Annotated in this window: 17 protein-coding genes; 7 read left to right on the top strand and 10 right to left on the bottom strand. The window is 56.1% G+C overall.

What is annotated here, in order from left to right; genetic code table 11:
* Window positions 1-50: 50 nt before the first annotated feature.
* The gene (maeB, locus tag V5P19_RS00605) at window positions 51-2,330 is read right to left on the bottom strand and encodes an NADP-dependent oxaloacetate-decarboxylating malate dehydrogenase (protein ID WP_334399142.1); all 2,280 of its coding nucleotides are present in this window, start codon (window positions 2,328-2,330) and stop codon (window positions 51-53) included.
* Window positions 2,331-2,620: 290 nt separating this feature from the next.
* On the opposite strand from maeB, the gene tal reads away from it, so the two are divergent.
* Together tal and tkt are read left to right on the top strand one after the other, a co-directional pair.
* Window positions 2,621-3,571: a transaldolase gene (tal, locus tag V5P19_RS00600; RefSeq protein WP_334399140.1), complete on the top strand. Its 951-nt coding sequence runs from the start codon at window positions 2,621-2,623 to the stop codon at window positions 3,569-3,571.
* A gap of 19 nt (window positions 3,572-3,590) precedes the next feature.
* Window positions 3,591-5,579, top strand: coding sequence for a transketolase (gene tkt / locus V5P19_RS00595; RefSeq protein WP_334399138.1), 1,989 nt, complete (start codon window positions 3,591-3,593; stop codon window positions 5,577-5,579).
* A gap of 47 nt (window positions 5,580-5,626) precedes the next feature.
* Here tkt and V5P19_RS00590 read toward each other — a convergent pair whose 3' ends face one another.
* From V5P19_RS00590 to aegA, 3 genes are all read right to left on the bottom strand, one after another.
* A complete protein-coding gene (locus V5P19_RS00590; RefSeq protein ID WP_334399136.1) occupies window positions 5,627-6,670 on the bottom strand; it encodes a DUF1176 domain-containing protein in 1,044 nt (347 codons plus the stop codon).
* A gap of 230 nt (window positions 6,671-6,900) precedes the next feature.
* A complete protein-coding gene (gene nudK, locus V5P19_RS00585) occupies window positions 6,901-7,494 on the bottom strand; it encodes a GDP-mannose pyrophosphatase NudK (protein ID WP_334399134.1) in 594 nt (197 codons plus the stop codon).
* A 67-nt stretch (window positions 7,495-7,561) separates the two neighbouring features.
* Window positions 7,562-9,538 carry a formate-dependent uric acid utilization protein AegA gene (gene aegA, locus V5P19_RS00580; protein ID WP_334399132.1) on the bottom strand — a complete coding sequence of 659 codons (1,977 nt, stop codon included), beginning with the start codon at window positions 9,536-9,538 and terminating at the stop codon, window positions 7,562-7,564.
* 152 nt (window positions 9,539-9,690) lie between these two features.
* Between aegA and narQ the strand changes: the two genes are divergently transcribed.
* Both narQ and acrD read left to right on the top strand, forming a co-directional pair.
* Window positions 9,691-11,385 carry a nitrate/nitrite two-component system sensor histidine kinase NarQ gene (gene narQ, locus V5P19_RS00575; RefSeq protein WP_334399130.1) on the top strand — a complete coding sequence of 565 codons (1,695 nt, stop codon included), beginning with the start codon at window positions 9,691-9,693 and terminating at the stop codon, window positions 11,383-11,385.
* 142 nt (window positions 11,386-11,527) lie between these two features.
* Window positions 11,528-14,641 carry a multidrug efflux RND transporter permease AcrD gene (gene acrD / locus V5P19_RS00570; RefSeq protein WP_334399128.1) on the top strand — a complete coding sequence of 1,038 codons (3,114 nt, stop codon included), beginning with the start codon at window positions 11,528-11,530 and terminating at the stop codon, window positions 14,639-14,641.
* A gap of 108 nt (window positions 14,642-14,749) precedes the next feature.
* Here the strand turns inward: acrD and ypfM are convergent, their stop codons facing one another.
* A complete protein-coding gene (gene ypfM, locus V5P19_RS00565) occupies window positions 14,750-14,809 on the bottom strand; it encodes a protein YpfM (RefSeq protein ID WP_015572204.1) in 60 nt (19 codons plus the stop codon).
* Between the two features lie 387 nt (window positions 14,810-15,196).
* Between ypfM and V5P19_RS00560 the strand changes: the two genes are divergently transcribed.
* Genes V5P19_RS00560 through V5P19_RS00550 form a run of 3 tightly spaced genes read left to right on the top strand, consistent with a single transcriptional unit; the run spans window position 15,197 to window position 16,907 of the window.
* Window positions 15,197-15,547, top strand: coding sequence for an ArsC family reductase (locus V5P19_RS00560; protein ID WP_334399126.1), 351 nt, complete (start codon window positions 15,197-15,199; stop codon window positions 15,545-15,547).
* A 10-nt stretch (window positions 15,548-15,557) separates the two neighbouring features.
* Window positions 15,558-16,685, top strand: a complete 1,128-nt coding sequence (gene dapE / locus V5P19_RS00555; RefSeq protein ID WP_334399124.1) for a succinyl-diaminopimelate desuccinylase — start codon at window positions 15,558-15,560, stop codon at window positions 16,683-16,685.
* 24 nt (window positions 16,686-16,709) lie between these two features.
* Complete coding sequence (locus tag V5P19_RS00550; RefSeq protein ID WP_219321946.1) at window positions 16,710-16,907, top strand: YpfN family protein; 198 nt, start codon at window positions 16,710-16,712, stop codon at window positions 16,905-16,907.
* Between the two features lie 39 nt (window positions 16,908-16,946).
* Here the strand turns inward: V5P19_RS00550 and ypfH are convergent, their stop codons facing one another.
* The 5 genes from ypfH to bamC all read right to left on the bottom strand — a co-directional run bounded on the left by ypfH (window position 16,947) and on the right by bamC (window position 22,531).
* The gene (gene ypfH / locus V5P19_RS00545; protein WP_334399121.1) at window positions 16,947-17,642 is read right to left on the bottom strand and encodes an esterase; all 696 of its coding nucleotides are present in this window, start codon (window positions 17,640-17,642) and stop codon (window positions 16,947-16,949) included.
* Between the two features lie 73 nt (window positions 17,643-17,715).
* Window positions 17,716-19,683, bottom strand: coding sequence for a GNAT family N-acetyltransferase (locus tag V5P19_RS00540; protein ID WP_334401086.1), 1,968 nt, complete (start codon window positions 19,681-19,683; stop codon window positions 17,716-17,718).
* Window positions 19,683-20,552, bottom strand: coding sequence for a neutral zinc metallopeptidase (locus tag V5P19_RS00535; RefSeq protein ID WP_334399119.1), 870 nt, complete (start codon window positions 20,550-20,552; stop codon window positions 19,683-19,685). The genes V5P19_RS00540 and V5P19_RS00535 overlap by 1 nt, the downstream gene beginning before the upstream one ends.
* Before the next feature lie 120 nt (window positions 20,553-20,672).
* The gene (gene purC / locus V5P19_RS00530; protein ID WP_042320387.1) at window positions 20,673-21,386 is read right to left on the bottom strand and encodes a phosphoribosylaminoimidazolesuccinocarboxamide synthase; all 714 of its coding nucleotides are present in this window, start codon (window positions 21,384-21,386) and stop codon (window positions 20,673-20,675) included.
* A 110-nt stretch (window positions 21,387-21,496) separates the two neighbouring features.
* Window positions 21,497-22,531, bottom strand: coding sequence for an outer membrane protein assembly factor BamC (gene bamC, locus V5P19_RS00525; RefSeq protein ID WP_334399116.1), 1,035 nt, complete (start codon window positions 22,529-22,531; stop codon window positions 21,497-21,499).
* Window positions 22,532-22,537: the final 6 nt, after the last annotated feature.

Genomic DNA, 22,537 nt, shown 5'->3' with positions numbered 1-22,537 from the left:
CCTCACCCTCACCCTCTCCCCAAAGGGGTGTACGGTCCGGGGTGAGGGGTTTACAGCGGCTGCGTCTGCGCCTCAACCACCGCCAGCGCCACCATGTTCACGATACGGCGCACGGAGGCAATTGGGGTTAACACATGAACCGGTTTCGCCACGCCCATTAATACCGGCCCTACGGTCACCCCTTCAGAGCTGGAAACGCGCAGCAGGTTGTAGCTGATACGCGCGGCTTCCACGTTTGGCATAATGAGCACGTTTGCAGAGCCTTTTAACGGGCTGTCCGGCATACGTTCGTTACGGATGCTTTCCACCAGCGCGGCATCACCGTGCATCTCACCGTCAATCATTAGCTCCGGCGCGCGCTCGCGGACCAGCGCCAGCGTTTGACGCATTTTGCAGGCCGCCGGTGATTTGGACGAGCCGAAGTTAGAATGCGACAGCAGCGCCACCTTCGGCTCAATACCAAAGCGACGCACGGTTTCCGCGGCCATCACGGTGATCTCCGCCAGCTCTTCCGGGGTCGGATCGTCGTTGACGTAGGTATCCGCAATAAAGGTGTTCCCGCTTGGCAGCAGCAGCGCGTTCATCGCCCCGGCGGTATGCACGCCTTCACGGTAGCCGAAGATCTCCTGCACCACGCTGAAATGCTCGTGATAGTCACCGATGGTCCCGCAGATTAACGCGTCCGCTTCACCGCGATGCACCATGATCGCGCCGATCACCGTCGTGTTACTGATGACCGCTTTCTGCGCCTGCTCCTGGGTGATGCCGCGACGTTTCATGATCGCGTAGTATTCGTTCCAGTACTCTTTGAAGCGCGGATCCGATTCGTTGTTCACGATCTCAAAATCCACGCCAGGCTTTATCTGCAGACCCAGCTTCTGGATACGCATCTCGATCACGCTCGGACGACCAATCAGGATCGGCTTCGCCAGGCCTAAGGTGATCAGCTCCTGCGTAGCGTGCAGCACGCGCGCCTCTTCCCCTTCCGCCAGTACAACGCGTTTCGCGTCGGTACGCGCCTGCGAGAAGATCGGCTTCATAAACAGGTTGGTTTTGTAGACGAACTCGGTGAGCTTATCGACGTAAGCGTCGAAATCCTGAATCGGTCGCGTCGCCACACCGGAGTCCATCGCCGCTTTGGCCACCGCTGGCGCGATTTTGACAATCAGACGCGGGTCGAACGGTTTTGGAATGATGTAATCCGGACCAAAGCTCAGATCCTGATCGCCATAGGCTGACGCAACCACTTCGCTCTGCTCGGCGTGAGCCAGCTCCGCGATGGCGTGAACGGCGGCAAGCTTCATCTCTTCGTTGATTGCCGTCGCGCCGACGTCCAGCGCACCGCGGAAGATGAACGGGAAGCAGAGGACATTGTTCACCTGGTTCGGGTAGTCGGAACGGCCGGTACAGATAATGGCATCTTCACGCACCGCTTTCGCCAGCGGCGGCAGGATTTCCGGTTCCGGGTTTGCCAGGGCCAGGATCATTGGCGCGCGCGCCATCTTCTTGACCATCTCCTGGGTCAGCACTTTCGGGCCAGAGCAACCGAGGAAGATATCCGCGCCATCGATGACGTCCTCAAGCGTGCGCTTACCGTCGTCTTCCACCGCGTACGCCGCTTTGGTTTCCGCCATGTTAGGCTCGCGATCTTTATAGATAACGCCTTTCGAGTCGCAGACCACAATGTTGTGTTTCTGCATCCCCAGCGCCACCAGCAGGTTCATACAGGCGATGGCCGCGGCGCCTGCGCCAGAGACCACCATGCGCACGTCAGAGAGATTTTTCTCAACCACGCGCAGGCCGTTCAGAATAGCGGCGGTGCTAATAATCGCAGTGCCGTGCTGGTCATCATGGAACACGGGAATGTTCATACGCTCGCGCAGCTTCTGCTCGATATAGAAACATTCCGGCGCTTTGATGTCTTCGAGGTTAATCCCGCCGAACGTAGGTTCCAGCGCGGCGACCACGTTGATGAATTTGTCCGGATCCAGCTCGTCCACTTCGATATCAAACACGTCAATACCGGCAAATTTCTTGAACAGAACGCCTTTACCTTCCATCACGGGCTTACCCGCCAGCGCACCAATGTTGCCTAAGCCCAGCACCGCCGTGCCGTTAGAGATCACCGCCACCAGGTTGCCGCGCGCGGTGTATTTATAGGCGGCGAGCGGGTCTTTTTCGATCTCAAGACAAGGAGCCGCAACGCCTGGCGAATAGGCCAGCGCCAGATCGCGCTGCGTCGCCAGCGGCTTGGTAGGAGAAACCTGGATTTTGCCCGGGACAGGAAACTCGTGAAAATCGAGGGCACTTTGTTTTAACTGCTCATCCATCTTGTTATTCCTTTCACGTATCGGTCAAAAAGGGTGACGTTTTGATCCTGATGCACACCCTGGAGTGCCGCATAGTATCGCCGCAGGCAGTTTCTCAAACTTTGAAGGCTGCCAAACTCTCACCATCACACATTAAAAATTGTTATCAATTTATAACAGTCATGTTACCCGCCTCAGCCAGCAATGCCTCCCCCGTCTGCTATGCTTTTTTGTTAAGTCCATCATGATTTTCCCAGAAGTGTGAACTAACGCACTCGAGTAAGTCTTTTATTTTCATGGAGTAATTACTTATGAACCAACTAGACGGCATCAAACAATTCACTACCGTGGTCGCCGACAGCGGCGATATCGAGTCGATTCGCCACTATCAGCCGGAAGATGCGACCACTAACCCCTCGCTGCTGCTCAAAGCGGCTGGCCTTGCGCATTTCAGTCATCTGATTGATGACGCTATTGCCTACGGCAAGCAGCGCGGGAAAACGCAGGAACAACAGGTGGCTGAGGCGAGCGACAAGCTGGCGGTTAATATCGGTGCGGAAATTCTGAAAAGCATCCCGGGGCGCGTCTCTACCGAAGTGGACGCTCGCCTCTCGTTCGATCGGGAAAAAAGCATCACCAAAGCACGCCGTCTGGTCGAACTTTACCAGGAGCAGGGCATCGATAAATCGCGCATTCTGATCAAACTCGCCTCCACGTGGGAAGGGATCCGCGCCGCCGAGGTGCTGGAAAAAGAGGGGATCCACTGCAACCTGACGCTGCTGTTCTCCTTTGCACAGGCTCGCGCCTGCGCCGAAGCGGGCGTTTTCCTCGTGTCACCGTTTGTCGGACGTATCTACGACTGGTATCAGGCGAAACAGCCAATGGACCCGTACGTGGTGGAAGAAGACCCCGGCGTGAAATCGGTCCGCAATATTTACGACTACTACAAACAGCACCGCTACGAAACCATCGTGATGGGGGCCAGCTTCCGCCGCACCGAGCAGATCCTCGCCCTGGCGGGATGCGACCGTCTGACCCTCTCCCCCAACCTGCTCAAAGAGCTGCAGGACAAAGACGACACGGTGATCCGCAAGCTGGTACCAACCTCCACCGTACTGCCAAAACCGAAAGCCATGACCGAAGCGGAATTCCGCTGGGAGCATAACCAGGACGCGATGGCTGTCGACAAGCTGGCGGAAGGCATCCGCCTGTTCGCCGTCGACCAGCGCAAACTTGAAGACCTTCTCGCCGCCAAACTTTAACCTTGCCACGGAGTGAACTATGTCCCGTAAAGAGCTAGCCAATGCCATTCGCGCCCTCAGCATGGATGCCGTGCAGAAAGCCAATTCCGGCCACCCTGGCGCACCGATGGGCATGGCAGATATTGCCGAAGTGTTGTGGAACGATTTCCTGAAGCACAATCCGAACGACCCGACCTGGTACGATCGCGATCGTTTTATCCTCTCCAACGGCCACGCATCGATGTTGCTCTACAGCCTGCTGCATCTTTCCGGCTATGACCTGCCGCTTGAAGAGCTGAAAAACTTCCGTCAGTTGCATTCAAAAACGCCCGGCCACCCGGAGATCGGCTATACGCCGGGCGTAGAAACCACCACCGGGCCGCTCGGACAGGGATTAGCGAATGCCGTCGGCCTGGCCATTGCCGAGCGCACGCTGGCCGCGCAGTTTAACCAGCCCGACCACGACATTGTCGATCACTACACCTATGTGTTTATGGGTGACGGCTGTCTGATGGAAGGTATTTCGCACGAGGTCTGTTCGCTGGCAGGCACGCTGGGGCTGGGCAAGCTGATTGGTTTTTACGATCACAACGGCATCTCCATCGACGGGGAAACCAAAGGCTGGTTTACCGACGATACGGCAAAACGCTTTGAGGCCTATGACTGGCACGTGGTGCATGAGATCGACGGCCACGACCCTGAAGCGGTAAAAAAAGCAATTCAGGAAGCCCAGAGCGTTAAGGATAAGCCATCGCTGATTATCTGCCGCACTACCATCGGTTTCGGCTCGCCAAATAAAGCGGGCAAAGAAGAGGCACATGGCGCGGCGCTGGGTGAAGAAGAAGTGGCGCTGACCCGTCAGAAACTCGGCTGGAAATACCCGGCGTTTGAGATCCCGAAAGAGATCTACAGGGCCTGGGATGCCCGTGAAGAGGGTGAAAAAGCCCAGCATAGCTGGAACGATAAGTTTGCCGCCTATAAAAAAGCGTACCCGGAACTGGCCGCCGAGTTTTCCCGGCGCATGAGCGGCGGGCTGCCGGAGGACTGGGAAGCGAAAACCCAGGCCCTGATTGAAAACCTGCAGTCTAATCCGGCAAAAATCGCCACCCGTAAGGCTTCGCAAAATACCCTGAATGCGATTGGGCCACTCCTGCCTGAACTGCTGGGCGGTTCGGCGGATCTGGCGCCGAGCAACCTGACCATCTGGTCTGGCTCGACATCGTTGAAAGAGAATATTGCCGGGAACTACATTCACTACGGCGTGCGCGAATTTGGGATGACAGCCATCGCTAACGGCATCGCTCATCACGGGGGATTTGTACCCTATACCGCGACTTTCCTGATGTTTGTGGAATATGCACGTAACGCGGCGCGCATGGCTGCGCTCATGAAAGCGCGGCAGATTATGGTCTACACCCACGATTCGATTGGTCTTGGCGAAGATGGGCCAACGCACCAGGCGGTTGAACAGCTGGCCAGCCTGCGCCTGACCCCCAACTTTAGCACCTGGCGTCCGTGCGATCAGGTCGAAGCGGCGGTCGGCTGGAAGCTGGCCGTTGAGCGCCACAGCGGGCCAACGGCGCTGATCCTGTCGCGCCAGAACCTGGCACAGATCGAGCGCACGCCAGAGCAGGTAAAAAATATCGCCCGCGGTGGATACATACTGAAAGACAGCGGCGGCAAGCCGGATGTCATTCTTATCGCCACCGGTTCCGAGATAGAAATCACGGTGAAAGCCGCGGAAAAACTGACCGCCGAAGGTCATGCGGTGCGTGTAGTGTCACTACCTTCAACGGATATTTTTGACGCGCAAGACGAGGCCTACCGTGAATCCGTCCTGCCTTCAAACGTCGCGGCGCGCGTGGCGGTCGAGGCCGGTATTGCGGACTACTGGTACAAATATGTGGGGCTGGAAGGGGCGATTGTCGGGATGCGCGGATACGGTGAATCGGCCCCTGCCGACAAGCTGTTCCCGTATTTTGGCTTTACCGTTGAGAATGTGGTTGAGAAGGCGTTGAGCGTGCTTTAGTGCCGTCTGCGTTGCCGGGTAGCGCGGTTGCTTGCCCGGCAAAAAAACTACCGCGTGATCCACAGCGTGGGCCAGGCATCTGGTCCATTCCAGCTATCGCAGCTGGGCTCTTCAGCATAACGCACCAGACGGAAGCGCTGGCCGTCAAAACGCCAGCGCGTCTGGATCCCGCAATCCCCTATACCCCGCCCTAGCGCCAGCGTCGTCAACTCGCGCGTTTTCTCATCAAAGCTGGCGTTCATCAACTCCATTTCACTGCTCTCGCTTGAAGGGGTAAACGGCAGACGCAGCCTGATGCTACTGGCCGAAAACGGTTTTGTGCGCGAGACTAGCCACGCCAAATCGACGGTGTTATAGGCTCCCGCTTCGCAACTGACGATCAGCAGCGCTTTGTCGTCGGTTAAGGCGGTAACGCGCACTTCCCGTCGGTTCGGATCCAGCGAGCACTGACTGTTATTCATCCGCCAGGTGCCGTAATCCAGCAAATCGTTGAGTTCATTGTGAGTAAGCGGCGTTGGCGTTGGGTTCACTATTGCTACTTTTTTTAAGGCGGGCGCGGGCGGTACGCTTAACGGCGGATCGTCGCCTTTCTTAATCCACGCCGTTTCGCTCCCGACACGCTTTTGCTGCGCGTCGATAAACAGCAGCGCCGCTTTTAGGCCGTCCAGGGAGGCGACCTGATTACCGCCCCGCAACGTCAGGGCTTTCGCTTCCTGTATCTCTTTTAAAAAGGCCGTAATGGTCGCGGCATCATCAGTTTTGAGATGCCAGGGGGTAACCTGCCAGCGCTGAGGCTCCAGCGTCAACGGAGCACCGTCGACCAGTAACCGGGGAGCGATGTCAGGCTCTTTGACCGAAGGTGAGGAGAGTCCGCCGAGATCGATACGCAGCGTGGCATCGGTTTTCGCCCCTGCGCTACGGCTGAGCGTCATGACCAACCCACGGTGTTCACCGGTATTACGTGCCACGCAAAAATTCTGGTTATTGCAGGTCACCTGCCAGTCAGAAAAAGATTGCTGAGCAGGCGCTGCCCACGCCAACGGCGCGGGCAGTACGCAAAATAAAAAGAGAAAAGTAACGCAGTGGCGCATGAATGGCACAGTCCCGGATACGAAAACGTCAATCTGGGCAGTATCTTCGTGTTCCAGCCTGGCTTGCTCAATCGGATTTATCAGATATACCCGTCATACTTTACATTGCCTGTGCGTTGGCTTTACGCATTCCCCCGTCACGTACTGGTGTCCGTGACGGGGGGATTCGCTGCGTCGCCGCCTTCATGCAACTCGAAGTATTTTGGGTATAAATTTAACCGAAATATAATCTACTGCTGGTCGAAAGCGGCATTCATAATCCCGGTGGTTTGCAAATACTGCAACAATATCACAGCCTTACCATCCTTGATTTCGCCAGAGCGAACCATCGCCAGCGCCTGCGAGAAGGGGAGCTCCAGCACGTCTATATCTTCATCTTCTACGCCACCGCCCTGATGCGTGCGCTGCGCCTCGCTGTATTCCGCAATGAAGAAGTGAACGATCTCGGTCACGCCGCCCGGTGACATAAACAGCTCGAAAACTTTCTTCACATCACCCACTTCAAAGCCCGTCTCTTCGACAGCCTCTTTGCGGATGCAGACTTCTGGTTCATCGTCATCAAGCAGGCCGGCGCAGGTTTCTATCAGCCGTCCATCCGGGTTGCCATTAACCCAGGTCGCCACCCGAAACTGACGGATCAGCACCACGCTTTGCTTTTCACGGTTGTAAAGCAGGATGGTCGCCCCATTGCCGCGGTCGTAGACCTCGCGCTTGTGGCGAATCACCTCACCGTTTTTACGCGTTAAATCATAGGTGATGTTGCGCAGGACAAAGTAATTTTCTGACAGGATTTTGTCTTTGATCACGTCGATTTTCAGGGTCATACGGGCTCCACGGCATAATGAGTGCAAATATATTACGCCGCGAACCCCGCTTTGTCGCCCGCCGGTTTTACTGCCCTTTCGGTGTCTTTACCTCAAGCCAGTCCAGAATACCCTGAGCCGCATGACGCCCCTCCGCCATCGCGGTCACCACCAGATCGGCACCGCGCACCGCGTCACCGCCAGCGAAAATTTGCGGGTTGGTGGTCTGATAGCGATAGCGCCCCTCGACAGAGGCAATGATGCGCCCCCAGCGATCCGTCTCCACGCCTTGCGCCTGCAGCCACGGCATGGCGTGCGGGTTAAATCCAAAGGCCATGATTACCGCATCGGCAGGCATGATAAACTCGCTGCCCACGACAGGAACGGGGCGACGACGCCCCTGTGCATCCGGTTCGCCGAGTTCGGTGCGCAGCATCCGGATACCGTTAACCCGCCCTTCAGGCGCGAGCGACAGCTCAACGGGCTGAACGTTAAATTCAAACTCAGCCCCCTCGTCCTTCGCGTTTTTAACCTCTTTTTTTGAGCCCGGCATGTTGGCCTCATCCCGGCGGTAGGCGCAGGTCACCTTCGCGGCACCGTGACGTAACGCCGTACGCACGCAGTCCATTGCGGTATCGCCGCCCCCCAACACCACCACGTTTAGCCCGTGTGTATTGACAAACGGCTCGGCCACCGTCGGTTCAAGCCCCATCACGTTGCGGGTGTTTGCCACCAGGAAGGGCAGCGCGTCGTACACGCCCGGCGCGTCCTCGTGAGGAATACCTGCTTTCATTGAACGATAGGTTCCCACCCCGATAAACAGCGCGTCGTAATCCCGCTGCAGCTGAGACATCGGCACGTCTTTGCCGACCTCACAGTTCAGCTCAAAGTGGATCCCCATTGCTGTGAAAATCTCTCTGCGCCGTGCGAGAAGCGCTTTATCCAGCTTGAACGCCGGAATACCAAAGGTCAGCAAGCCGCCAATTTCCGGATGGCGATCGTAAACCGTCACGCTCACGCCGTTACGCACCAGCACATCGGCGCAGGCGAGCCCCGCCGGGCCAGCGCCAACAATGGCCACCCGCTTATCCACCGGAGTAACGCCGCTCATGTCCGGCTGCCAGCCCATCGCCAGTGCCCGATCGGAAATATACCGCTCAATATTACCGATGGTGACCGAACCTGTTTCATCACGAAGGGTACAGGCTCCCTCACATAATCGGTCCTGCGGGCAGACGCGGCCGGTGATTTCCGGTAAACAGTTTGTCTGGTGAGAAAGTTCAACCGCACCGGCGATATCCCCCGCGTTAACGCGCTCAATCCACTGCGGAATGTGGTTGTGCAGCGGGCAGGTCCACTCACAAATGCTGTGTTCACCGCACTTCAGACAGCGGGAGGCTTCGCGCTGCGCCTGTTCTGTGCGAAATGGCAGATAGATTTCGTTAAAATGCGTGGCGCGCTCTTCTGCCGGGAGTTTATCCGGCTCGCCGCGCGTCGGCGTGTTTTGCATCTGCTGCAATTTACTTTGCGCGACGTTCGCCATCGCCGCCTCGCCGTGCCAGGGCTGCGCCTCCAGGCGAGCGGTCCGTTGCCGACGAGATTGAGCCAGAGCGTCCAGCACGTCAGGGGTGGCGAGCGCGAGTACATCCGCCGGGCAATTTTCGACGCAGGCCGGGCCTTGCGGGCGCGCGTGGCAGAGGTCGCATTTGTACGCAGAAGCCTTCACGCTACCGTTGTCGAGCGGGGTGACGATCACCTCCATGGTGCCAAAAGGACACGCCACTACGCAGGCCTTACAGCCAATGCATTTTTGCTGATTCACCTGTACGCTGTCGTCGTGCTTGCTGATGGCACCGTTAGGACAGCTTTGCGCGCAGGGCGCATTTTCGCAGTGGTGGCAGGTCACGGGGCTTTTCTTTACACCCGACCTGAGAACCGTAATTCGTGGATGAAACTGTCGCTCGCTCAGGACGTGCTGTTCACCATTGTGCGCCATTACGCAGGCGACTTCACAGGCACGGCAACCGATACATTGCTGGCTGTTGGCCATAATAAAATGATTCATAACGACACCTGTTTCTGGTTCAATAACCTTATTCTTTATAGGAATACTGTATTTACCCACGGCGGCGCTATCAGGCAATGTACAAATGCCCAGGAAGCCAAACTATTTCCAGTGAACCTGTGGCAGATCAATTTTATTCAGGAAGCTGTTCTGTGACCGTTAAACGACCTGTTTCCGGAAGCCTGGCCTGGGCTTTCTTTTCAATTATTGTGCTGTCCGTGCTGACCAGCACGATCGCCCTGCTGACGCTTGCCAGCAGCCAGCGTGACGCTGAAGCCATCAATATTGCCGGTTCACTGCGCATGCAGAGTTACCGTCTAGGCTACGAGATGCAGCGTAGCAGCCCCTCTCTGACTGAACATCGCGCCGCCTGGCAACAAACCCTTAGCGCCCCTGCGCTGCAAAAGCTAAACCGCTGGTACGTGCCGGAGGACGTTAAACATCGCTATCAGCAGCTCCATCTTGGCTGGCAGGAGATGGACGCGCGCGTCGCAAGCGGCGACACGGCGTGGTATCGGAACAACATAGAGGGTTTTGTCGGCCGGATTGACGCCTTCGTGCTGGCACTCCAGCACTACACCGAACATAAAATTCAGCTGGTGATCCTGATGTCGCTGGCAGGCGGAGTAGGCATTCTGCTGCTGACGGTGATGACTCTGCGACGGATCCGCCGCCAGGTGGTGGTGCCGCTCAATCACCTGGTGGCGGCGAGCGAGCGCATTGAGCGCAGACAGTTCGATACGCCCGCACCGGATACCGCCCTGCCTAACGAATTGGGCCAACTTTCTCGCGCCTTCAACCATATGTCGGGCGAGCTGCACAGCCTTTATCGCTCGCTTGAGGATTCCGTTGCAGAAAAGACGTTGCATCTTAACGAAGCCCATCAACAGCTCGAAATGCTGTTCAAATGCTCTCAGGCGCTGAACACCGGCCAGATCGACAGCCATTGCTTCAGGCATATTTTGCAGATTGTGCATGAATACACGCAGATGAATTATCTGGAACTGCGTACCAGCGATGACTGGCATCTGTGCGAGGGGACGTTGTCGCAGCACGCGGAAATGCAAAGCCTGCCCGTGCTGATGCAGGACACCCTGTACGGCGAGCTGCGGTGGCAAAATGAGGCCGGGCTCGTTCCTCTTCCGCTGATGAAAAGCGTCGCAACGATGTTGGGCCGTGGCCTCTATTTCAACCAGGCGCAAAAGCACTACCAGCAGCTGCTGTTAATGGAAGAGCGCGCGACGATTGCCCGCGAGCTGCATGATTCTCTGGCGCAGGTGCTGTCGTATTTACGAATCCAGTTGGCGCTGCTAAAGCGCGCCATTCCTGAGGAGAATGCCCCTGCGCAAACCATAATCACGGACTTCTCCCGGGAGTTGAACAATGCCTGGCATCAGCTGCGCGAGCTGCTGACGACCTTCCGCCTAACGCTTAACCACGCCAATCTACCTGCGGCACTGCAGGAGACGCTGGATGGGTTACAAAGCCAAACCCAGGCTAAGCTGCATCTTGACTGCCGCCTCTCCTCTCTGGCGCTTGATGCGCAAAAACAGGTGCATCTGTTACAGATCGTCCGTGAAGCAGTGCTGAACGCCATTAAACATGCCCAGGCGGGCGAGATAACCGTGAGCTGTTTAACGTCGGTGGACGGCACGCACACCGTGACTATTCGCGATAACGGCATAGGCATTGGCGAGGCCAGCGAGCCGCCGGGACATTATGGGTTGAATATCATGCGCGAACGCGCAGAGCGGCTTGGCGGGACGTTACAGTTTTCGCAACCGCAAAACGGCGGGACGCAGGTCAGCGTGACATTCCCTTCTCCCGCATCGCCAGCAGGTAAATAACGGTAAAGGGGAAAGCGTAGAAAGAAGCGCATGATAATTTACACTATCTCCTTTATTTCTCCACGTTTGGTCTTCGTCTTGCCGCTAAAGTGATGCGGGCAATAAACAATAATGACGTGCAGCAAAACGAGGTCACTTTTTCATGGCGAATTTTTTCATCGATCGCCCCATTTTTGCCTGGGTACTTGCCATTCTGTTGTGTTTGACGGGTGTCCTGGCCATTTCTTCACTTCCTGTTGAGCAATACCCCGATCTGGCACCGCCGAACGTGCGTGTTACGGCAAACTATCCGGGTGCGTCTGCACAAACGCTGGAGAACACCGTCACCCAGGTTATCGAGCAGAACATGACGGGCCTCGATAACCTGATGTACATGTCTTCGCAAAGTAGCGCGACGGGTCAGGCCACGGTTACCCTGAGTTTTACGGCAGGCACCGATCCCGACGAAGCGGTACAGCAGGTGCAAAACCAGCTGCAGTCTGCCCTGCGTAAGCTGCCCCAGGCGGTCCAGAACCAGGGCGTCACCGTGCGTAAAACCGGTGATACCAATATCCTGACCATCGCGTTTGTCTCCACCGACGGCTCGATGGATAAGCAGGATATTGCGGACTATGTTGCCAGTAATATTCAGGATCCCCTCAGCCGCATCAACGGCGTGGGCGATATCGACGCCTACGGCTCACAGTATTCAATGCGCATCTGGCTCGACCCCAACAAGCTCAACAGCGTGCAGATGACGGCCAAAGACGTTACCGACGCTATTGAGTCGCAAAACGCCCAGATTGCCGTGGGGCAATTAGGCGGCACGCCGTCTGTGGATAATCAGGCGCTGAACGCCACCATTAACTCTCAATCGCTGCTCCAGACGCCGGAGCAATTCCGCGCCATTACCCTGCGGGTCAACCAGGATGGCTCAGAGGTTCGCCTGGGCGACGTCGCCACCGTGGAAATGGGGGCGGAGAAGTATGATTATCTGAGCCGCTTCAACGGCAATCAGGCATCAGGTTTAGGGGTCAAACTGGCCTCCGGCGCGAACGAAATGGCCACCGCCCAGCTTGTGTTAGACCGCCTGGACGAGCTATCGCACTTTTTCCCGCACGGTCTGGAATACAAAGTCGCCTACGAAACCACCTCCTTTGTTAAAGCCTCTATCGAAGATGTGGTGAAAACGCTGCTCGAAGCGATTGCGCTGGTGTTCCTGGTGATGTACCTGTTCCTGCAGAATTTCCGCGCAACGCTTATCCCCACTATTGCCGTGCCGGTGGTTCTGCTCGGCACCTTCGTGGTGCTTTACGCCTTCGGCTACAGTATCAACACCCTGACCATGTTCGCGATGGTGTTGGCGATAGGCCTTCTGGTAGACGATGCCATCGTGGTTGTTGAAAACGTCGAGCGCATCATGAGCGAGGAAGGGCTATCGCCTCGTGAGGCAACGCGCAAGTCGATGGGGCAGATTCAGGGGGCGCTGGTGGGCATCGCAATGGTGCTCTCCGCGGTGTTTATTCCAATGGCCTTCTTTGGCGGCACAACCGGCGCGATTTATCGTCAATTCTCCATCACCATTGTTTCCGCGATGGTGCTTTCGGTACTGGTGGCGATGATCCTCACCCCAGCCCTCTGCGCCACGATCCTCAAACCGCTGCACAAGGGCGAGCATCACGGTCAGAAAGGCTTTTTCGGCTGGTTTAACCGCATGTTTAACCGCAATGCGGCCCGCTATGAAGCGGGCGTTGGCAGGGTCCTGCACCGCAGCGCGCGCTGGATGGTGGTGTATGTGCTCCTTCTGGGCGGCATGGTGTTCTTGTTCCTGCGCTTGCCTACCTCCTTCCTGCCGCTGGAGGACCGCGGCATGTTCATTACCTCCGTACAGTTGCCAAGCGGCTCGACCCAACAGCAGACCCTGAAGGTGGTGCAACAGATTGAAAACTACTTCCAGACCAAAGAAAAAGATAACGTGGTCTCCGTCTTCTCCACAGTCGGCTCTGGCCCTGGCGGCAACGGACAGAACGTAGCGCGTATGTTCGTGCGTCTGAAAGACTGGAATCAGCGTGACAGCCAGACAGGCTCCTCTTTTGCCATTATTGAACGCGCGACCAAAGCCTTCAGCCATATCAAAGAAGCGCGCGTCTTTGCCAGCAGTCCTCCGGCCATCAGCGGATTGGGGAGTTCGGCAGGATTTGATATGGAACTGCAAGATCACGCCGGTGCCGGGCATGATGCGCTGATGGCCGCGCGCGATAGGCTGCTCGACCTGGCAGGCAAAGATCCGCAATTAACACGCGTTCGCCATAACGGCCTGGATGACAGCCCGCAGCTGCAGGTGGATATCGACCAGCGTAAAGCCCAGGCGCTTGGCGTATCGATCGATGATATTAACGACACGCTGCAAACGGCGTGGGGTTCCAGCTACGTGAATGACTTTATGGATCGCGGTCGCGTGAAGAAAGTGTACGTTCAGTCTGCCGCCAAATACCGTATGCTGCCGGATGATATCAACCGCTGGTATGTGCGTAATAATGCGGGCGGTATGGTGCCGTTCTCGGCATTTTCCACCTCGCACTGGGAAACCGGGTCTCCGCGTCTGGAACGCTATAACGGCTATTCCGCTCTGGAAATTGTAGGCGAAGCGGCACCGGGTGTGAGTACCGGTACGGCAATGGATATTATGGAAAATCTGGTACAACAGCTGCCGACCGGCTTTGGCCTGGAGTGGACCGCCATGTCCTATCAGGAGCGGCTCTCCGGTGCTCAGGCGCCCGCACTTTATGCGCTGTCGCTGCTGGTGGTATTCCTCTGCCTTGCCGCGCTCTATGAAAGCTGGTCAGTTCCCTTCTCGGTTATGCTGGTGGTGCCGCTTGGCGTGATCGGCGCATTGCTGGCGACCTGGATGCGCGGCCTGGAAAACGATGTTTACTTCCAGGTTGGACTGCTCACCGTGATCGGTTTATCAGCGAAGAACGCCATTCTGATCGTTGAATTTGCGAACGAAATGAATGCGAAGGGACACGAGCTAATGGCCGCTACGCTGCATGCCTGCCGTCAGCGTTTACGTCCAATCCTGATGACCTCTCTGGCGTTTGTCTTCGGCGTGCTGCCTATGGCAACCAGTACGGGGGCAGGCTCCAGCAGCCAGCACGCGGTCGGTACAGGCGTGATGGGCGGGATGATTTCAGCCACCGTCCTGGCCATTTACTTCGTTCCTCTGTTCTTTGTGCTGGTGCGTCGGCGTTTCCCGCTAAAGGAACGTCCTGAATAATCGAATGAAATAAAAAGGCGGCTCAGATGGCCGCCTTTTTTATTGTGTGATGACTTCACACTATGGTTATTTTACTTATTTAAGTGCTCTTGCCATTCTTACTGAATGTCATTTACGAAGCATGCCTTCGATAAAATCTTTCCAGTTCCCCAGTTCACGTTCAATCATAACAACCTCTCTTATTATTATGCGCATTCTACGAAAACGTATCATCATTGTGAAGACTGTTTAACCTATTGCTGTGATTGTACCCCGCTAAAACGCTGGAATTATGATAAATATGAACGCATAGCCTTAATTTTTGTGTGACGCATAGCAATATTTAGAAATAACGCGTCCACCGAATGGCGCTTAATTTAACCACTGAGTTTATTAGAAATTTAAATCGTATGGGCATCTATGCTTAAATGATGACGGTATATTCAGCTTACAGATGTGCGTTGAATTAAGGAGAATTGTAAATCAAGCGTATTCCTGAATGTGTTATATTCCACTTAAGGATATATATTCGAAATTACTGAACATTTAATCATCGTAAGAACAAAAGGATTCACCATGATTGTGATGTACGGCATTAAAAATTGCGACACCATTAAAAAAGCTCGCCGCTGGCTGGAGACCCACGGCGTCGAGTACCGTTTTCATGATTACCGTGCCGACGGTCTTAATGCAGAATTTCTGCATACCGCCATCAGTGAATTAGGTTGGGAAGCGCTGCTGAATACCCGCGGCACCACCTGGCGTAAACTCGACGAATCCCAGCGTGCCCGCATCACCGACGCTGACAGTGCGGCAAAGCTGATGCTGGAAATGCCGGCAATCATCAAACGCCCATTGCTCTGCGCGCCCGGGCAGCCTATGCTGCTGGGTTTCAGTGAAACCCTTTATTCAGACTTTATTCGTTGAGGTGTAGTCTATGTCATGCCCGGTCATTGAGCTGACTCAGCAGCTTATTCGCCGTCCTTCCCTTAGCCCGGACGATGCAGGTTGTCAGGCATTAATGATTGAGCGCCTGCGTGCCATCGGTTTTACCGTTGAACCTATGGATTTTGGTGATACCCAGAACTTCTGGGCATGGCGTGGTCAGGGTGAAACGCTGGCGTTTGCCGGACATACGGATGTGGTTCCCGCAGGCGATGCAGATCGCTGGATCAACCCGCCGTTTGAACCCACCATCCGTGACGGCATGCTGTTCGGACGCGGCGCAGCAGACATGAAAGGCTCGCTGGCGGCGATGGTCGTGGCGGCCGAGCGCTTTGTTGCTCAGCATCCAAACCACAAAAACCGCCTTGCGTTTTTGATCACCTCTGACGAAGAAGCCAGCGCGCATAACGGCACCGTGAAGGTTGTTGAAGCATTGATGGCCCGTAACGAGCGTCTGGACTACTGTCTGGTCGGTGAGCCGTCGAGCACTGAGGTGGTCGGTGACGTGGTGAAAAACGGCCGCCGCGGTTCGATGACCTGCAATCTGACTATCCATGGCGTTCAGGGTCACGTTGCTTATCCACATCTGGCGGATAACCCGGTTCACCGCGCAGCCCCCATGCTGAACGAACTGGTGGGGATTGAGTGGGACAAAGGCAATGCGTTTTTCCCGCCGACCAGCATGCAAATTGCTAACATCAAGGCCGGCACCGGCAGCAACAACGTGATCCCGGGTGATTGTTTCGTCCAGTTTAACTTCCGCTTCAGCACGGAATTGACGGATGAGATGATCAAAGCGCGCGTTATTGCGCTGCTGGAAAAATACGCATTGCGCTACAGCGTGGAGTGGTGGGTATCGGGCCAGCCATTCCTGACGCAGCGCGGCAAGCTGGTGGATGCGGTGGTTAACGCTATCGCGCACTATAATGAAATTAAGCCACAACTGCTGACAACGGGCGGCACCTCCGACGGGCGCTTTATCGCTCGCATGGGTGCACAGGTTGTCGAACTCGGTCCGGTGAACGCGACCATTCATAAAATTAATGAATGTGTGAACGCGGCAGATTTACAGCTGCTGGCCCGTATGTATCAACGTATCATGGAGCAGCTCGTCGCCTGACGACTGCTCTCAGAGGATTAGCGAATGGATTGGCTTTCAAAGTACTGGTGGATTCTGGTGTTGGTGTTTCTGGTCGGCGTGCTGCTGAACGTGATTAAAGATCTCAAGCGCGTTGACCACAAGAAGTTTCTCGCGAACAAGCCGGATCTTCCCCCGCACCGTGATTTTAACGACAAATGGGACGATGACGAGGACTGGCCGAAGAAAGACCAGAAAAAGTAATCGTTCGGTATCCCCTCTCCCGACGGAGAGGGGATAACCTCACAGAAACTCTACAATATCATCGTCATTTGGCTTACCGCCGCTGAGCGCTTCATCAAAGTAGTGCTTAGGAACGGTATAACGCAGATGGTCGAGCGCAAACTGCATGCTGCGGTCATCAATGGCATGCCCCAGATCGTCCACGATATCCAGCGTCACATCCCCGCCTGCGCGGATCAGCGCTTCCTGTGCGGCAACCGCATGCGAAAGCTCTATTACCCGGTCTTCTCCACCGTGGATTAAATGAACGGTGGTTTGAGCCGTCGTACTTTGCGGTAACGTCGCAAAACGCCCGTTAAAGGCAATGACGCGCGATACCAGTCCAGGCTGCGCTTTTACGCTTTCCAGCGACATAATTGACCCTTGTGAGAAGCCAATCAACGCCGTCGCGTCGGCACCGACGCCACTCTCCTGCTGCCAGTAGCGCACCGTGGCGATAAAGGTGGGCATGATGGCGTCAATACGCGCCTGACGGTTCTCTTCAGTCACGTTTTGTACGGAGAACCACTGCCGACCGTTTGGGCCACAGGGCTCGACGCCACCAATGCTGACTATCAGCGCCTCCGGAAACACTGGCGCAAACCAGCTGCCAATCTGTCCCATATTGACGGCATTATCGCCAACGCCATGAAAAAGAAGCAGTAACTGTTTTGCCGGTTTGTCGGGGCGTTGAACAACAAAATGGTCGTGTTTCATGGCGGTCTCCTTAATTGATGACCTGGATTCTACGCCTCTGAAGGGGAATGACCATGCCACTTTACTGATGAAGTCATTGAAAAAATTGCCATTGCAATACGTCATCTTTCAACCGTTGGCAGCGCGCGGCATCAAGCGTTTCAAGCGCCTGAGCCGTTTCATCGCGAAGCGTTGCCAGCAGCGCTTTTCGCCCGACGTCTTCCGTTTTCCCCTCCATTTTACGGCGCAGGACCGGGAGAGGCATATCCACGCTTAACAGCAGGCGAGTAAGCGCAGCAACGGAAGTCGAAAACGCCCGATGGGTAAAGGCAAACCCAGCTAGCTCCAGCCAGTCCTCGTAATTAAGGGTAGCTTCCCAGCCGTCCTCTACGGGGATTTTTTCGCCATTCCAGTGAGAAAGCACACGTGCATCACGGCACAGGCGGCGGTGTTCCTGTTCACACAGTCGATGCCCTGCTTCGCTCTGCGCCAGTATGGCCATTGCGGTATAACAGCCGCTGCTGGCTTCGCGGTGGCTTCCCATACGCACCAGCACAAAACCGCACCGCTGCCAGAAACGCCACAGCGCCTCAGTGTAGCCGAAACTCACCGACAGATAATCCTCACCGCTTGCACCATGAATCATCGCCTGCCCAATGCCTTCCCGCTGGCGATGGGGATGCACGGCGATGCGGGTTACCCGTCGACCTTTAAGCGTTGCCGCCAGAGGGGAGCCGCCGTGTGCCGCCAGCGACTGCGCCACGAGATTCCCGCGAGGCCGTCGAAAGCCAGCCCATACGGCACGGCTAAGCTCGGGGGTTAACCCGCCCTCATCTACCATCCAGAGTGCACCGGCAAGAGCGGAATCCGTTTGCGCAACAGCAAAATGCTGGCCGGGCGCATCCATCATGCGGCGTAAATCCAGCGGAGAGGTGCGATAGTGGGCCGCACACAGCAGTTCATACACGCTCGCCGCGAGAGCGGGATTTTGCTCCCACGCCAGCGGCTCCAGAGCGTTGATGCGCACCTCGCCCTGCGGTTGCCGATCGAGAAGCGCATCGTCAAACAGCAGGGTATTCCCCACCACCCGCTCAAGCGGGCAACCAGCCGCCCAGCGGATAGGGGTTGATAAGGTAAAGCGCTGCAAGCGGCTGAATCGGGCGCAGAATTTAAGCAGAAATCCCCTTCCCGTTCCCTCGTAGCCCTGAACCGTAGTCGTTAGCAGCACGCGTGGAAAACGTGCGACAAGCCTCTCAAGCAGCGGGCCTGGAATGGCCGCGGCCTCATCGACAATCAGCCAGTCAGCCTGCAGCGCAGAGACCAGCAGCGCATCCGGGGCCATAAAGTGGAAATGCTCTCCGGCGAAAGAGGCGATAACATCCGTTGCCCCTTTAGCCGGGGCGGTGACGATAGCGGTCCCCTGAATACGGTTGAGCAGCATGCCCGCCAGCGCTGACTTACCGCGCCCGCGCGCGGCCGTGACGGCCACAATGCCGGCCGTGACGGCCACAATGCCGGCCGTCATGGTCTGAAGGATATGCAGAATCTCAGCCTGCTCGCGCTGTGGCGCACCGCTGGCGGGATGCCAGTCGGGTGCATCGACGGTGAGAGGAAATGATAAAGGGTGATTTTGCCGCCAGACAATCGCGTCAGGATCGTTTCCAACCGTGCGGCAGAAATGGTGGACAAAGTTCGGCGTGGCGATCGGTTCAGCGGCATCGCTCCAGCGCAGGGAATCCCTGTCAGGTTTTTCCGGCCAATGCGCGAACGGTGGCACCAGCAAAACCAGCAGGCTCCCGGCGCGCAACGTTCCGCTCAACGCGGCGAACGCTGACGCGTCAAACCCCGCGCGAGCGTCAAAAATAGCATGCAGAAACTCGCGTCCCAGGAGTCCGCTAATGGCCCTGGACGCGTTATCTTCCAGCCAAAGCCAGTCGCCCGGCAGGGTATCACGCAGGCAAATAGCCTGCGTCGATACCCATTCTTCATCTCCGCTGAGCACGACCAGCCGACGATGGCCTTTACGCTTCAGCCGTTCGATCAGCTGCTCAAACCCTATCATCACATGGCTTTGCCGAAGGTATTACATTGCGCCGGGTCACCGCTGTCGAAACCGCGTTTGAACCAGGTATAACGCTGCTCGGAGGTTCCGTGGGTGAAACTGTCCGGGACAACGCGTCCCTGGCTCTGCTGCTGGAGTCGGTCGTCGCCAATGGCCTGCGCCGCGTTTAACGCCTCTTCCAGGTCACCTGTTTCAAGCACGCCCTGCTGCTGCATGCTGTGGCCCCAGACGCCTGCAAAGCAGTCTGCCTGCAGCTCCATCCGTACGGACAGTCGATTGACTTCTGCCTGAGAAGCATTCTGCTGGAGTTGACGCACTTTAGGTTCGATACCCAGCAGCTTCTGTACGTGATGACCCACCTCGTGCGCGATAACGTAGCCTTGGGCAAAATCACCGTCGGCGCCCAGCTTGCGTTTCATTTCGTCATAGAAGGAGAGATCGATATAGACGGTGCTGTCCGCCGGGCAGTAGAACGGCCCCATTACGGATTGGCCGGTACCGCATCCGGTACGCGTCGCGCCGCGATACATCACCAGCTTTGGCTGTTGGTAGGTTCGCCCCATTTTCTCAAACTGCTGACTCCAGGTATCTTCTGTCGTCGCGAGAATAACGGAGGTAAATTTTGCGGCTTCATCTTCATTCGGGCTGATGGAGCGCTGAGACTGCTGCTCTTGCTGCAGAGGTTCCCCGGTCAACATGCCGGTAAGATCGACGCCGTAGTAGCCCGCAACCAGCACCACAATCAGCAGAATGATACCGCCCTTTCCGCTGGGTAACCGAAAGCCGGGGCCGCCCATTGATGGACCGCCACCGCCGCTACTGCGCCTGTCTTCTACATTGTCACTTTCACGACGCCCTTGCCAGCGCATAACCACCTCGAACTATCCCATTAATAATAGCTATGATCGTAGGCGGTTAACGGCAAGATTACCATAGGAAACAAAGGTAAGACGCCAAAGGATGTGAACATCCTTTGGCAACTGAGGGCGTTAGTCGAGCTTAACGCCTAAACGGTGTGCAACCGCTTCGTACGCTTCAATCAGGCCACCCAGGCTCTGACGGAAACGATCTTTGTCCATTTTATCGAGCGTTTCTTTGTCCCACAGACGGCTGCCGTCCGGTGAGAACTCATCACCCAGCACCACTTCACCTTTGAACAGACCGAACTCCAGCTTGAAGTCGACCAGGATCAGGCCTGCGTCATCAAACAGTTTTTTCAGCACGTCGTTCGCTTTATAGGTCAGCTCCTGCATACGCGCCAGATTCTCTTTACTCACCCAGCCGAAGGTTTCACAGTAAGATTCATTGACCATGGGGTCGTGCATTGCATCATTCTTCAGGAACAGATCGAACAGCGGTGGATTCAGTTCGATACCTTCTTCAATGCCCAGACGCTTCACCAGGGAGCCCGCAGCACGGTTACGAACGACACACTCAACCGGCACCATATCCAGTTTTTTTACCAGACATTCCGTATCGGACAGCAATGCTTCCATCTGAGTCGGGATACCCGCTTCGGCCAGCTTAGTCATAATGAAATGGTTAAATTTGTTGTTCACCATGCCCTTACGATCGAACTGCTCAATGCGCGCGCCATCACCTGCTGACGTATCATTGCGGAACTCGAGCACCAACAGATCCGGGTTTTCCGTGCTGTATACGGTTTTCGCTTTGCCACGATACAACTCAGCTTGCTTCTGCATCTTCATTACTCCTGGTGTGATGATTTGTATTCAAAACTGGTGATATTATGCCACGCACACGTTTGCGTAGCACGAAAATAAAAAGGGCTGGATTTGCCAGCCCTCTTTTTTTATTTGCTGAATGCCGCCTGGAAGACGGCGACCAGCGCGTCGTTCTGCGACTGGGTCAGCGTATGACCTTTCGGGTCGATAAACTGCAGGCTACTGCGGTTATCGAGGTCACCTACCTGAATTTTGTAGTCGCCGGATGCCAGCTGTGGATCGCTCGCCCCCAGTTCCTGCCAGGCGCTGTCGGACAGCGGCTTATACGTTGCCGTCATGCTGCCGGTTGAACGCGTGCTGTCGGTCACCTTCATGCCCACTTTTTCAAGCGTAGCCGGCAGGCGCTGCCAGGTTTGGTTGAACGGTGCACGAACTACCAGCATTGGCAGACCGGTATCATCTGCGGCGCTTTGCACATCGAAGGTTGCACCGTTACGGCTCTGCGCTGCGTTGGCGGCGTCAGTCGCGTTCTTATCCAGACCCGCGGCAATCACGTTCAGCATTTCAGTGCTATAACGCTGCATGGAAGCAGCATCGGCAACCGGTTTACCCGCCTGCTCCAGGTTCAGCAGCTTAACGGTAACCGCCTGCTGATAGCCCTGTGGTTTAACGGAGACTTGATAACGACCACGGTACTGCTGATCTTCATCCAGACGGTTCCATTCGACCCAGTCAGTGGTTAACGTCTGGCTGGCGTCATCACGTTTATCAATCGCGTAGTTCTTCGACTGAATCACGCTAACAACTTGTGGCCACAGTGAGCTACCACGCGCGCTCTCGACCATCAGAGACGCCGTATCACCGGTAAACTGGGTACGCGCACCGCTCACCAGCGCCAGAGGCTGAGCTGGCGGACGAATATCAAGCGCTTTACCGACCAGGCCACTGCCATTAGTCACGGGGATGTTATAATCGCCGTTTTGAATTGGCAGGATCATGCCAGCCGGTGCATGAAGTTCAGCAAGCGGTGTCGCATCCAGATAGGATTCATCACCGCTCACCTGGCGCTTGTAGCGCGAGTCTGAACTACAGGCAGCGAGCAGCATAACAAGCGAAACACTCGCAACCTTCGCCAGGCGCGACTTCTGTACTGAATAAGCCATCAAATC

It is taken from the genome of Enterobacter sp. UNJFSC 003 (genome assembly GCF_036903355.1).
In the GTDB taxonomy this organism is placed as follows: domain Bacteria; phylum Pseudomonadota; class Gammaproteobacteria; order Enterobacterales; family Enterobacteriaceae; genus Enterobacter.
The sequence above is the reverse complement of the archived record's forward strand: the minus strand, read 5'-3'. Positions and strand labels throughout refer to the sequence as shown.

What these genes read in the sequence shown, in the direction of transcription:
- nudK (WP_334399134.1), bottom strand. Translation starts at nt 7,494, where the DNA reads ATGACCCTGAAAATCGACGTGATCAAAGACAAAATCCTGTCAGAAAAT.
- tal (WP_334399140.1), top strand. Translation starts at nt 2,621, where the DNA reads ATGAACCAACTAGACGGCATCAAACAATTCACTACCGTGGTCGCCGAC.
- acrD (WP_334399128.1), top strand. Translation starts at nt 11,528, where the DNA reads ATGGCGAATTTTTTCATCGATCGCCCCATTTTTGCCTGGGTACTTGCC.
- V5P19_RS00590 (WP_334399136.1), bottom strand. Translation starts at nt 6,670, where the DNA reads ATGCGCCACTGCGTTACTTTTCTCTTTTTATTTTGCGTACTGCCCGCG.
- purC (WP_042320387.1), bottom strand. Translation starts at nt 21,386, where the DNA reads ATGCAGAAGCAAGCTGAGTTGTATCGTGGCAAAGCGAAAACCGTATAC.
- aegA (WP_334399132.1), bottom strand. Translation starts at nt 9,538, where the DNA reads ATGAATCATTTTATTATGGCCAACAGCCAGCAATGTATCGGTTGCCGT.
- V5P19_RS00540 (WP_334401086.1), bottom strand. Translation starts at nt 19,683, where the DNA reads ATGATAGGGTTTGAGCAGCTGATCGAACGGCTGAAGCGTAAAGGCCAT.
- V5P19_RS00550 (WP_219321946.1), top strand. Translation starts at nt 16,710, where the DNA reads ATGGATTGGCTTTCAAAGTACTGGTGGATTCTGGTGTTGGTGTTTCTG.
- dapE (WP_334399124.1), top strand. Translation starts at nt 15,558, where the DNA reads ATGTCATGCCCGGTCATTGAGCTGACTCAGCAGCTTATTCGCCGTCCT.
- V5P19_RS00535 (WP_334399119.1), bottom strand. Translation starts at nt 20,552, where the DNA reads ATGCGCTGGCAAGGGCGTCGTGAAAGTGACAATGTAGAAGACAGGCGC.
- bamC (WP_334399116.1), bottom strand. Translation starts at nt 22,531, where the DNA reads ATGGCTTATTCAGTACAGAAGTCGCGCCTGGCGAAGGTTGCGAGTGTT.
- maeB (WP_334399142.1), bottom strand. Translation starts at nt 2,330, where the DNA reads ATGGATGAGCAGTTAAAACAAAGTGCCCTCGATTTTCACGAGTTTCCT.
- tkt (WP_334399138.1), top strand. Translation starts at nt 3,591, where the DNA reads ATGTCCCGTAAAGAGCTAGCCAATGCCATTCGCGCCCTCAGCATGGAT.
- ypfH (WP_334399121.1), bottom strand. Translation starts at nt 17,642, where the DNA reads ATGAAACACGACCATTTTGTTGTTCAACGCCCCGACAAACCGGCAAAA.
- V5P19_RS00560 (WP_334399126.1), top strand. Translation starts at nt 15,197, where the DNA reads ATGATTGTGATGTACGGCATTAAAAATTGCGACACCATTAAAAAAGCT.